Source organism: Pseudomonas sp. P5_109, assembly GCF_034009455.1.
Classification (GTDB): Bacteria; Pseudomonadota; Gammaproteobacteria; order Pseudomonadales; family Pseudomonadaceae; genus Aquipseudomonas.
In genome coordinates this window covers 4,934,877-4,947,125 of sequence record NZ_CP125380.1, presented here as the reverse complement: position 1 = coordinate 4,947,125, position 12,249 = coordinate 4,934,877, and the positions used below count along the sequence as shown (strand labels likewise).

The window sequence follows — 12,249 nt, the reverse complement described above, 5'->3', positions numbered from 1 at the left end:
TAAACCGGAAAACAAACTTCAAAAAACAACAACCTGCGTGCCGTGATCGCTGTCAGGCGGTGGCGCGCTCGGTGACGACCCGGCCCGATTCCATGCGCACCAGTTGATCGGCCATGTCGAAATAGCGGTCGTCGTGGGAGATCACGATGATGGTTTTGCCCAGGCGTTTGAGGTCCGGCAGCAGCTCGGTGTAGAAGATGCGGCGGAAGGTCGGGTCCTGATCGGCGGCCCACTCGTCGAACACCAGCACCGGGCGTTCTTCCAGCCAGGCATTGACCAGCGCCAGGCGCTTGCGCTGGCCGGTGGACAGGTCGGTGGTGGTGAAGCAGCCGTCCCGGACGCTGACCTTGTGGGCAATCTCCAGGCGTTGCAGATATTTGTTGGCGTCTTCGGGAATGTGCTGGTCGCCCTGCACCACGTCATCGAACAGGTAGTAGTCGGCAAAGATCGTGGTGAACAACTGGCGGTAGTCGTCGCGATTCTGCGCATCGATGCCTAGGCCGTTGAGCAGGATTTCGCCCTGTTGCGGCGCGTAGAGGCCCAGCAGCAACTTGATCAGGGTGGTCTTGCCGCAGCCGTTTTCGCCGACGATGAAAATGATGTCGCCTTGCTCGATGGTCAGGTTCACCGGCCCCAGGCGAAACGCCTCGCTACCCGGTGCGGCCGGGAAGGCGTAGCTGACGTTGTCCAGTTGCAGGCTGTTGACCACGGTCGGTTGGGTCCCCTGTTCGTTGAGCAACAGGTGCGGCTCGGGCGAGGAGAACTGGCTCGACAGTTCGGCGATGCGACGGAAGGCAATGCGCGCCCGGCTGACGATCGGCAAGGTGCTGACCAGGTGTTCGATCGGGCCTTTCATGTACAGCAACACCAGCACGAAGCCGCTCATCACCGCCTTGTCGGCGCTGGGCCAGAACGATTGCAGGGCCAGCGCCAGGCCGATGACCACGAAGAACAGCATCGAGCCGAGGGTCTTGGCGATCACGAAGGTGTTGATCGAACGCACCTGGGTGTCACAGATGAAATCGGCGGTGCCCTGGATGCCCTTGACGAACATGCGCTGGCGGCGCGGGCGGTGGATGCGCAACTCCTTGGCGCCGTCGGCAATGGCGTTGTAGTGCTTTTGCAAATCGTCTTCGGCGTCGCGGGCGGCCATGAAACCCTGGATGCCCTTGCCCTGCGCGTAGAACTGGATGCCGGTGCCGATGGCAATCGCCAGCACCATCATCAGGAACATCGGCCACGACAGCATCGCCAGGTAACCCATGCAGCCGAGGGTCACGGTCAGGGAAATGGCGAGCGGCGCGAAGGCGAAGGCGAAGTCGCTGATGGTGTCGACGTCGTGGGTCAGCACCGGGATCAACCGGTGGCTGCGGTAGCGCTCGATCTGCTCGATGGGCGCTGAAAGGACTTTCTCCCCCAGCGTTTTGCGCAGCCTGGCAATGATGTGCTGGCCGACGTAGTTGGTGCCGATGTCCGAGCAGATCGAACTGCCCAGGGCCAGCACGCACAGGCCGGCGAACAGCGCGACCACGCCCTGGGTCAGGCCGTCCGGCGAATGCAGCGCGTTGTTGATGGTGGCCAGCAGCACCGTCACACTCAGGCCACCGACCATGCCCAGGAGGATCGACAGACTGACGACGAGCCGGAACGGTTTCAGGAGGCTGAACAATTCATGAATTGCACCGCGCGTTGGCTGGGTCATGAGCAGAGGGTTCCTTGGGTCGTGAGGCAGATACCCAGTAGAACGTCTGGTGGAGGGCTTAATTTAAAGGGTGGGCGACTGGTGGTGGGGGAGATATGTAACCTGTGGGAGCGGGCTTGCTCGCGAAAGCGGTTTGTCAGTCACATAGATGTTGGATGTGCTGCCGCCTTCGCGAGCAAGCCCACTCCCACAGGGGTTCGGGTTGGGGATGGAGTCAGAGGTTGGGTGTCAGGTCGCGTACGACACGGAAACCGATCCAGTCGCCACGGGTCTGCGGGTCGATGTCATTGCGGTTGCCCGAGCGGGAAAACACCGGCGCTTCGCCCCAGTCGTTGCCACGGATGCGCAGGGTGTCGCAGTTCGGTTCGGTCCAGGCGCTGCCATCGGTAGGTGCGCCGACGTAGTCCGGGTGGTAGCAGTCGGCAATCCATTCATAGACGTTGCCATGCACGTCGTACATGCCGAAGGCGTTGGGTGGATAGCTGCCGGCCGGCGAGCTGTAGCTGTAGCCATCGGTCGGGCCGTAGGTGTTGGCGTGGGTGGCGATGCTGTACTCGGTGCCGGGGTCGAACGGGAAGGGGAACGGTCCCGTCGAGCCGCCACGGGCGGCGTATTCGCGTTGGGCCTCGCTGACGATGTGGTAGTGCTGGCCGGTTTTCATCGATAGCCAGGCGACGTAGGCGCTGACTTCGACAAAGTTCATGCACACCGCCGGCTGGCGCGGGCCCTGGGGATAACTCGGTTTGCCGTTGGTGCATGCCCGGCCGGGGCGGGTGTCGCCATCGGGCAGGGTAATACCGGTTTCCTGCATGTATTGGTTCCATTCGCCGGCGGTGATCTGGTAACGGCTCATGGCAAACGGCTTGTCGAATGTCACTTCATGCATCGGGCCTTCATCGGGCTCGCGGCCGACTTCGTCTTCCGGGGTGCCCATGGTGAAGGTGCCGGCGGGCAGTACCACCATTTCCGGGCAATTACGGCAATCCTTGAAGACCTTGCCCGGCAGCGGTGCCGTGTAGGCCTGGGCGAGGCCGGGCACGGCGCTGCCGAGCAACCCCAGCAGCATCAGGGCGCCGAGGTTTTTCAGGGTGTTTTTCATAAAAAATTTTCGTCCATTTAAATCGGTGGGTCAGAGCTTGCTCGCCATCAGTTCCATCAACCGGTCGATGTGCGCCTCGGTATTGAGCAGCCCCGGCGATACACGAATGATCGGCCCGACATCGCGGTCCACGGCGTCACACACCACGCGCTGATCCATCAGGTAATTGGCGACTTCCTCGCAGTCCCGGTCCTTGATGCGGAAAAAGGTGAAACCGGCGGAATACTCCGGTGACAGCGGCGTGACCAGCTCCACCGACGGGTGCTGCTGCAAACGCTTCTTCAGGTAGCTGTTGATGTCATGGATGCGTGTCGCGACCTCGGCCTTGCCCAGGTCCAGGTGCAATTTGAAGGCTTCGGTCAGCGCCCAGCGGTGTTCGAAGGAGTGGTAGCCGCCATAGGTCATCACCGTGGAAAACTGGGTGGCTTCGGAGAAGGTCGGGATGGTCGGGGTCACGTCCTTGAGCTCGTCGGAACGGGCACAGATGATCCCGGTGCCCCGTGGGCCGAACATCCATTTGTGAGTGCCGGCAATGAAAAAGTCGCAGTGCATGTCCGGGAAGTCGACGTTCTCCACACCGAAGCCGTGTACGCCATCGATGACGTAGAGGATGCGGTCCTTGTCGGCGCGACCACGGTTTTTCTCTTCCACCAGTTTGCCGATTTCGCCAATGGGCAACTTCACACCGCTGCCGGAATGCACCCAGGTCATGCCCAGTACGCGGGTTTCGGGGCGGATGTTGCGTTCGATCGAGGCCAGCACTTCGGCGGTCGAAACCTTGTAGGGGTCTTCGAACAATTTGATCTTGCGAACCTGGGTGCCGTCCTTCTGGGTGCGGTATTCGAACACGCTGTTGGCGGCGTAGTGCTCGTGTTCGCTGGTGAGGATTTCCTGGTCCGGGCGCACGTGGATGCCGGCGTAGATCATCGCCAGGCCTTCGGTGGTGCTGCCGGTGAGGGCGATCTGCGACGGCTTGGCTTTCAAGTAACGGCCGGCCCACACGCGCACGTCTTCTTCGCGGCGTTCGGTTTCGCCGCGATGCCAGTCCATGGCCAGGCCCGGGTTGCGATCAAGGTTCAGGCGATGCATCTCGATGGCCTCACGCACCGGAAGCGGGTGCGAGGTCACGAGGAAGTTGGCGAAGTGCAGGTAATTCGGGTCCTGGGTGAACAGTTGGCGCAACTGGTCCCATTTGTCCCTGGGCAACGGCGCCGGGCTTGCGGCCCGTGCGGGCAAGCTGACGGCCGAGGCCAGGGGAATGCCGGCCGCCAGAATGCCGGCCTGCTTGAGGAATGAACGACGGTTGGTCATGGTTCGGTTCGCTTTGGCAAAAGGAAAAAATCAGTTCTGGACCACAGGTCGGGAGGACTTCTGCACCTGGTCCCAGACCCGCAGGAAGTTGCCGCCCCAGAGCTTGGCGATATCGGCCTCGCTGTAGCCACGGCTGATGAGTTCGGCGGTCACGTTGCGGGCCTCGCTGACGTCTTTCCAACCGTCGAGGCCGCCACCGTCGTTGAAGTCGGAACTGATGCCGACGTGGTCGAGGCCGATTTTCTTCACGGCGTAATCGATCGCGTCGCCGTAGTCCTTGAGGGAGGCCTTGGGTTCTTCGTCGAGGATCGAATAGAGCTGGCTGGCGTACTCGCCGAAGCGTTGCTCGGGCCAGACGGTGATCACCGGGTCGCCCGGCATCAAGGCCATCTCCAGGCCTTGCAGCGGTTGCAGGTCGAAGCGCGCGCGCAGGGCGTTGAGCTTGTCCAGGGTGGCCTGGCTCAGCGGGCGGATGTAGGTCGGGAACGCGACAATCTGCACCACGCCGCCGCTGTTCTTGATCAGCTGCATTTCCGCATCGCTGAGGTTGCGTGGGATATCCACCAGGGCACGCGGTGCCGAGTGCGAGGCGACCATCGGCGTGCGGCTCAGTTGTGCGACTTGCTCCAGGGCCTTGGTCGACATCTGCGACACATCGATGATCACGCCCAGGTCGTTGAGGCGCTGCACCGCTTGCTTGCCAATGTCCGACAGCCCGCCGAGGGCGTCGCGCGAGTCGTTGAAAAATGGCAGCGGCCGCGACGAGTCGGCCCAGGCGTTGTTGCCCACGTAGCTGAAGCCGAACATGCGCATGCCGCGCGCGGCCCACGTATTCAGGGCGTTGAGGTCATTGCCCAGCGGGTAGGCGTTGAGCATGCTGATGAAGATCGCGAACTTGCCTTCGCCGTGCAGGCGACGGAAGTCGTCGGCGGTATAGGCGATGGCCACCTGGTTAGGGAAGTCACGGACCATGGCGCTGATGATCTTGTAGCGGGTTTCCTGCTCAAGGCGAGCCTCGTCGACGAACCCTTCGGTAGGGCGGTGGGGCGCGTTGGGGCCGTTCCAGATTTCCGGCCAGCCGAAGATCGTTAGCGCCGCCCCGGACAGGCGCCCGCGCGCGGTCTTGATCAGGTCGAACTGGCCTTCGCCGTCCTTGTCGACTTCGTTGCCGGCGGTGCCGAAGTCCATTGGCACGGTGATGTGGCTGTCGAACGAGAGGATGCGCTCCTGCAGTTGATCGGCCTGTTTCATCACCTTGACCGGGTAGCCGGGGTTGTCCTTGAACCAGTAATCCCAGGCCGCGAAGCCTGCGCCCGCGCTGATCGCCAGGGCCAGCGGCAGGCCGATGAAAAGAGCCTTTTTCGAACGTGGTTTTGTCATTGCCGTCTCAGTCAGGTTCGCCGTCGAGGATCAGGCGCGGGGGCCTTTGCTATCTGGGGGGAACGAGTGGCTGATCGAATAATTTAGGTGTTTGTACCGGCCTCTTCGCGAGCAAGCCCGCTCCCACAGGTGACCGCATTCCAATGTGGGAGCGGGGTTGCTCGCGAAGCTTTTAAATTTATGCGGGTAACAAACGTTCTAGCTTGGACAAAGCCTGCTCCATGGCTGACACAGGTAGGGCAATGACGATTTCTCGACGATGGTTCCTCGCGGGCCTGGCGCTCACCGGTGCCGCCGTGCCGGCGGTGTATTACGGGCATCGCGAACTGACCAGGCCGGACCCGACGATCACCCCCGGCGAAGCCTCGTTCGACGTGGCCGATGTTGCCGGTCAGCGCTTGGCCGATACCTTGCGCGGGGTCTGGCAGATTCGTTTCGACGGTCGTGACGGCGGTATCGAAGGCTTACCGCGAGAAGGCCTGGAAGTATTTATCGACATCGGCCACAAAGGTCGCGGCGTCGTGGGTTTCCTCGACACCGCCGAGCGTTTGCGCTCTGCCGAAGAGCCTCGTTACCGGGTGCTCGGCGATTTGTCCGCGGCCAACCCGAAACAGCTGAGTTGGCGATTGCTGGGCGCCAGCGGCTGTTGCGAATACGAATTCGACATGAGCCTGGACGAGGTCTGGGCCGGTTTCGGTAACGCCGGCAGCGGCAGTCTCAGTGGGCGCGTGTTGGACCTCAATCGCCCGCTGATGCTGACGGCCCAGGACAATCGCTTCATCGCGGTCAAACGGGTATTCCCCGAAGCCCGTGAGCGCACCGGCCTCAATCCGACCCTGCTCGCCTGGCTGGTATCACCGCAGCACCGATTGTTTCACCAGCTCTGGCATGCCACTCGGGACAAGTGGCACAAGCTGTCCGAAGACCAGCGCGGCGCCTTGCGCGGGCTCGGCTGGCAACCCGGCCCTCGGGACCAGGAGCGCGATGCCCGGGGCGAGCGCAAGGATCGCAACGGTTCGGGCGTGGACTTTTTCTTCATGCACCGGCACATGCTCGGCACGGCGCGGTCGATGCAGGATTTGCCGTCCTGGACGCACTTCCCGTTGCCGCAGCCGGAACTGGCGCGGGACCGGCCCGGTTTTGCGCGCTACTTCGACAACCACGACGGCACGGCGCTGCCGCCGACCTGGCTGGCCGAGGACGATGACGAGTACACGCAATGGGTCAGCGACATCAAGACCAGCGAGACCTATCACAGTAATTTCCAGGTCTGGGAATCGCAGTACCGTGACCCGCGTTACCTGTCGAAGCTGACCCTCGGTCAGTTCGGCTCGGAGGTTGAACTGGGCCTGCACGACTGGCTGCACATGCGCTGGGCTTCGGTGCCGCGCGATCCGTCCAACGGTCAGCCAGTGCCGTTCGCCCGCGATCCATCGGATTTTTCCGCACGCTGGTTCGCCGCGGAAAACGACTTCCTCGGCGACCCGTTTTCCTCCCATGTGAACCCGATGTTCTGGCATTTCCACGGCTGGATCGATGATCGCCTCGAGGACTGGTTCCGCGCCCACGAGCGCTTCCATCCGGGGCAGGTCAGTCGGCGGGAGGTCAATGGCGTGCAGTGGTTCGCGCCGGGGCGCTGGGTGGAAATCGATGACCCGTGGCTCGGTCCGGGCACACATGGCTGCAGCACCACACCGGGGTTGCAGGCGGGCAAGTCCGTGGAAATGGACCCGGAAACCATGAAGCTGGCGCTGCGCATCACCTTTGGTGAGGACGAGAAGAAGCTGAAGGACCTGTTCCGCAAGGTGCCGCAGCGGCCGTGGTATGCGCGTCATCTGAGGGCTAAACAGAGCCAAGCTTGATCTTGGCCGTACACAGATTTTGTGTTCACTGAAGATCCACTGTGGGAGCGGGCTTGCTCGCGAAGGCGGTGTGGCAGACGACATAGATGTTGAATGTACTGGCCCCTTCGCGAGCAAGCCCGCTCCCACATTTGATCCTGGTTGTACGCAGGTTTTATGTCCGCTGAAGATCCCTGTGGGAGCGAGCTCGCGATGGCGTCCTCTCAGACACCGCAACTACAAAACCTGCCACCCCCCACCCAACGCCTTGTACAACGCAATACTCGCCTGCATGCGCGACAACCGCAGTTGCACATTCAAATCCTGCGCCGCATACAGCGTGCGCTGCGTCTCCAGCACTGTCAGCAGATCCTCCGCCCCAGCCTGGTAGCGGCTTTGCGCGATGTTGAACGCAGTCTGTGCCTGGCTCAGTTCTTCACTCTGCCAGCCGCGCTGTTGATCCAGCCCGCGAATGCTGTTGAGGGCTTTTTCGACGTCGGCGAAGCCATTGATGATCGCGCCGCGATAGGTCTCCAGCAGTTCTTCCTGGCGCGCCGTGGCCTTGTCGCGCTGGGCACCGAGGCGGCCGTTGTTGAACACCGGCGCGAGCAGTCCGGCGGTGAGGTTGTAGAAGGGGCTGCGCAGAATATCGTCGGCCCGGTCGGCGCCGGAGCCGATTTCGGCGGTGAGGGTCACAGTCGGCAGCATCGCGGCACGGGCGACGGTGACGTCGGCTTGGGCGGCGGCCAGTTGCGCCTCGGCCCGGGCAATGTCCGGACGGCGGCTGAGCAACTGGCTGGGCACGCCGGCGTCGATGGCGGGCCAGGTCAGTTGATCGAAGCGTTCCTGACCCAGCGACAGCGCCTGAACCGGTCGGCCGAGCAGGGTGGCGAGGCTGATTCGCGCATCCTCGGCCTGTTGCTGCACCAGCGGCAGCTGGCGTTGCTGCGCTGCCACCAGGCTTTTTTGCTGGGCCAGTTCAAGGGCCGTGGCCGAGCCCGAATCGAAACGGGTCTGCACCAGTTTCAGCACGCTCTGGGCGTTGGCCAGGTTCAACTTGGCGATGCGGCCCTGCTCCTGCAACGACAAGGTTTGCGCATAGCCGTTGGCCACGCCACTGAGCAAGGTCAATTCCACGGTGGCCTGATCGAACTCGCTGGCTTTCAGGCTGATTTGCGCGCGGTCGCGGCCGGCCCGCTGGCCACCCCAGAAATCGATTTCGTAGCTGGCGGTAAGGTTCGCCGTGAAGTAGTCGACGGCGTCGTTATCGCTGTCGGCATCGAGCTGACTGTAGCCGTTGCCGCGCAGCAGTTTCTGGCGATTGGCGTTGACCCCGGCCTTGACCTCCGGCAGTTGCGAACCGCCGGCAATCACCGTATCGGCCTGGGCCTGGCGCACTCTCGCGATGGCCGCGGCCAGATCGTAACTGCCAAGCCGTGCCTGTTCGATCAGGCGACCCAGTTGCGGGCTGCCGAAGCGGTTCCACCACTGCTGATTGTCATGGGCGGCGCCTGCGGTGTGCGGCGATTGCCAGGCGGCCGGCGGCCGGATGCCGCTGTCGGGGCGCTGGGCCGGGCTGCCGCAGGCGCCGAGCAGCAGGCACAGGGTTAACACACTGAGTGTCGGCTTCATGGATAGATCATTCACTGGTAAGGGCCGTGACCGGGTCGAGTCGGGCAGCTTTGCGGGCCGGCATGTAGCCGAAAACGACACCGGTGACCAGGGCGCAGCCGAAGGCGCCCAGCACCGCTATCAGGGAGAACGCGACAGCCACTTCGCTGAAAATCAGCACGCCTCCGACGATCAGCGCCAGGGCGATACCGGTGAGGCCGCCCACCACCGAGAGCATCACCGCTTCGGTGAGGAACTGGCGCAGGATGTCGCGCTGGCGGGCGCCGGTGGCCATGCGGATGCCGATCTCGCGGGTCCGTTCGCGCACGGTCATGAGCATGATGTTCATCACGCCGATCCCGCCCACCAGCAGCGAAATCGCCGCAATCGAGCCGAGCATCAGCGACAGGGTGTTTTGCGTGCGGGCCTCGGCCTGGATCATCGCCGCGTTGTTGGTCAGTTCGAAATCGTGCTTGCCGTCGTGCAGGCGCAGCATCAGTTGCTCGATGGCTTTTTCGGTTTCCTTGACCTTGCGCGCGTCCGCGGCGGCGATGGCGATGTACTCCGGATTGTGCGTGCCGAACAGGCGCACGCTCGCGGCGGAGTAGGGGATGGCGATGCGGTCGTCGCTGTCGGAGTCGCCGGAGCTGGCGCCTTTTTCGGCGAGCACGCCGACCACCTGGAAGGGTACGTTTTCGATCAGGATGTACTGGCCGATCGGGTTGGCCACGTCCTTGAGCAGCTTGGTCCGCACCTTGTGCCCGATCACCGCGACCGCCGCAGCGTTTTGTTCGTCGGCGTGGGTGAAGTAGCTGCCTTCGACCACCGGCCAGTTGAAGATCGTCGGAAAATTGGTGTCATTGCCGCCGACATAACTCAAATGGTCGAGGTTGCCAAAGCGCACCCCGGCTTCCTGGCCAATCACCGGCATGATCCGCGTCACTTGCGGCAAGCTTGCAATCGCCGCGACCTCATCGAGGGTGACGATGCCCATCGGCGTGCGCGGGTTGGGCGCCGAGCCGCTGAGGTAAATGATGTTGGAACCGAACGCGCCCATCTGCGCCATCACCTGGCGCTTGCTGCCTTCGCCCACGGCCAGCATCACCACCACCGAGGCCACGCCGATGATGATCCCGAGCAGGGTCAGCGCGGTGCGGAACTTGTTGATCCACATCACCCGCCACGCTGCGTGCACGGCATCGACCAGTTCGCCTTTCCAGGCGCCGGTGGCTTCGGCGCCCTCGCTCAGGCGCTTGCGCAAATCGACGGCTTGCAGGGCGCCGGGGTTGGCCGAGTTTTGCGCGGCGGGATTGTCCCGGGCACTGTCGCTGATGATCTCGCCGTCGCGAATCTCGATGATGCGTTTGGCCCGGGCCGCCACTTCGCGGTCATGGGTGATGAGGATCACCACGTGACCCTGGCTCGCCAGTTCGTCGAGCAAGGCCATGACCTCGGCGCCGCTGTGGCTGTCGAGGGCGCCGGTGGGTTCGTCGGCAAGAATGATGTGGCCGCCGTTCATCAGCGCGCGGGCAATCGACACCCGTTGCTGCTGACCGCCGGAGAGCTGATGCGGACGGTTGCCGGTGCGCGAAGCCAGGCCAAGGCGGTCGAGCAGGGCGGCGGCGCGGGCGTGGCGTTCGGCGGCGGGGGTGCCGGCATAGATGGCCGGCATCTCGACGTTCTCCTGGGCCGAACCCGACGGAATCAGGTGATAGCCCTGGAACACGAAACCGAAGGCTTCGCGACGCAGCCAGGCCAGTTCGTCACTGTCCAGGGCGGCGACGTTTTCCCCGGCGAAGCGGTATTCGCCCGAGGTCGGGCGGTCGAGGCAGCCGAGGATGTTCATCAGCGTCGATTTGCCGGAACCGGAAGCGCCGACAATCGCCACGAACTCACCGGCATGGATCGACAGGTCGATGCCGCGCAACACGTGAACTTCAGGCGCGTCGCCACCGCCGTAGGCTTTGCGGATGTCCGAAAGGTCGATCAGGGGCGTCAGCATTCAGCCGTCACTCCCGTCGACCGGGCCGATCAACAGGTGATCGCCTTCTTGCAGGCCATCGAGGATCTGCACCCGCAGGCGGTCACTGATGCCGGTGCGCACGTTGCGCTGTTCGATGCGGCCATTGCTGGCGACCACTTGTGCGGTCTGCAGGTCTGGCTGCGCGCCCGCCTGGAGGGCGGCGATCGGCGCGGTGAGCACGTTCTGCGCCTGGTTGGCGACGAAAAACACCTGGGTGGTCATTTCCGCCATCAGCGCGTTGTCGGCGTTGTCGACGTCCAGCAACACGGTGTACAGCACCACGCGGGCACTCCCGCTTTTGCTGGTGCTGGCGGGGCTGCCACCGCCCTGGCTGGTCTGGTCCAGCGGTTTGGGCGGGACGGGAAGGATCTGCCGCACGGTGCTGGTCCAGCGCCGGGTGCCGCCGCTCAGGGTGGTGAACCAGGCGTGCATGCCGGGTTTGACGTGGCCGATGTCGGCCTCCGAGACCTCGGCCCATACGGTCATGGGCGACAGCTTGGCGATGCGCAGGATCAGCGGCGTCTGCTGCTGGGCGTTGAGGGTCTGGCCTTCACGGGCATCCAGCGCGACCACGGTGCCGGCCATGGGGGCATAAATCCGCGTGTAGCCGAGCTCCGCCTGATCGCTGCGCAGGCTGGCTTCGGCCTGGCGGATCTGTGCCTGGAACATGTCGATGCGCGCCTGGGTCACGCGCAATTCAGCCTGGGCGGTCTGCACGTCTTCATCACGGGTGGCACCGCCAGCGGCGAGGTTCTGTTGGCGCTGGTATTTCTGCCGGGCCAGTTCGTGTTGCGCCCGTTGTTCCTGCAGCTGCGCCTTGAGGTTTTCGATGGAGAACCGCCCGGCATCGAGTTTGGCCTGTTGCGTGGACGGATCGATCTCCACCAGCAACTGGCCTTCCTTGACCACGTCACCGACTTCCACGTGGATCTTGTGGATCTGCCCGGAGGCCTGGGCGCCGACGTCGACATAGCGCCGCGGTTGCAGGGTGCCCAATGCCGTGACGCTGCTTTCGATGTCGGCGCGGCTGACCTGGACGGTGGCGAACTGGTCGCGGCCCGGCGGGATGAACTGCCAGGCGGCGACGGCAACTACAGGGATCAGGCAAAGTGCTGCGAGCAGGGCGCGTCGGGTCTGTCGGGGACGTTTCATGCAGGGTTCCGGCCAAAGGATATCGGCCCGTCGTTGAGCGGCGCAGAGACGGGAAGCTGTCCTGTAGACGTTGAACGGAGCAGAGAATTTAGCCGACAACACAAACCACTGTAGGAGCGAGCTTGCTCGC

8 protein-coding genes are annotated in these 12,249 nt (G+C 63.5%); 1 reads left to right on the top strand and 7 read right to left on the bottom strand.

Annotated features, from left to right (window positions below; all coding sequences use genetic code 11):
- Positions 1 to 52: 52 nt before the first annotated feature.
- The 4 genes from QMK54_RS21985 to pvdM form a co-directional block, all read right to left on the bottom strand.
- Positions 53 to 1,702, bottom strand: coding sequence for a cyclic peptide export ABC transporter (locus tag QMK54_RS21985; protein ID WP_320401343.1), 1,650 nt, complete (start codon positions 1,700 to 1,702; stop codon positions 53 to 55).
- 214 nt (positions 1,703 to 1,916) lie between these two features.
- Entirely contained in the window at positions 1,917 to 2,801 is an 885-nt protein-coding gene (locus QMK54_RS21980; RefSeq protein WP_320401342.1) for a formylglycine-generating enzyme family protein, read from the bottom strand.
- A 30-nt stretch (positions 2,802 to 2,831) separates the two neighbouring features.
- Positions 2,832 to 4,112: an aminotransferase class V-fold PLP-dependent enzyme gene (locus tag QMK54_RS21975; protein WP_110660309.1), complete on the bottom strand. Its 1,281-nt coding sequence runs from the start codon at positions 4,110 to 4,112 to the stop codon at positions 2,832 to 2,834.
- Positions 4,113 to 4,142: 30 nt separating this feature from the next.
- Positions 4,143 to 5,492 carry a pyoverdine-tailoring dipeptidase-like protein PvdM gene (pvdM, locus tag QMK54_RS21970; RefSeq protein WP_320401341.1) on the bottom strand — a complete coding sequence of 450 codons (1,350 nt, stop codon included), beginning with the start codon at positions 5,490 to 5,492 and terminating at the stop codon, positions 4,143 to 4,145.
- Positions 5,493 to 5,734: 242 nt separating this feature from the next.
- On the opposite strand from pvdM, the gene QMK54_RS21965 reads away from it, so the two are divergent.
- A complete protein-coding gene (locus tag QMK54_RS21965) occupies positions 5,735 to 7,354 on the top strand; it encodes a PvdJ/PvdD/PvdP-like protein (protein WP_320401340.1) in 1,620 nt (539 codons plus the stop codon).
- A gap of 216 nt (positions 7,355 to 7,570) precedes the next feature.
- Here the strand turns inward: QMK54_RS21965 and QMK54_RS21960 are convergent, their stop codons facing one another.
- Genes QMK54_RS21960 through QMK54_RS21950 form a run of 3 tightly spaced genes read right to left on the bottom strand, consistent with a single transcriptional unit; the run spans position 7,571 to position 12,119 of the window.
- On the bottom strand, positions 7,571 to 8,965 hold the full coding sequence (locus tag QMK54_RS21960; protein ID WP_320401339.1) for an efflux transporter outer membrane subunit: 1,395 nt from the start codon (positions 8,963 to 8,965) through the stop codon (positions 7,571 to 7,573).
- Positions 8,966 to 8,972: 7 nt separating this feature from the next.
- Complete coding sequence (locus tag QMK54_RS21955) at positions 8,973 to 10,946, bottom strand: MacB family efflux pump subunit (RefSeq protein ID WP_320401338.1); 1,974 nt, start codon at positions 10,944 to 10,946, stop codon at positions 8,973 to 8,975.
- Positions 10,947 to 12,119, bottom strand: coding sequence for an efflux RND transporter periplasmic adaptor subunit (locus QMK54_RS21950; RefSeq protein ID WP_223592107.1), 1,173 nt, complete (start codon positions 12,117 to 12,119; stop codon positions 10,947 to 10,949).
- Between the last annotated feature and the right edge of the window lie 130 nt (positions 12,120 to 12,249).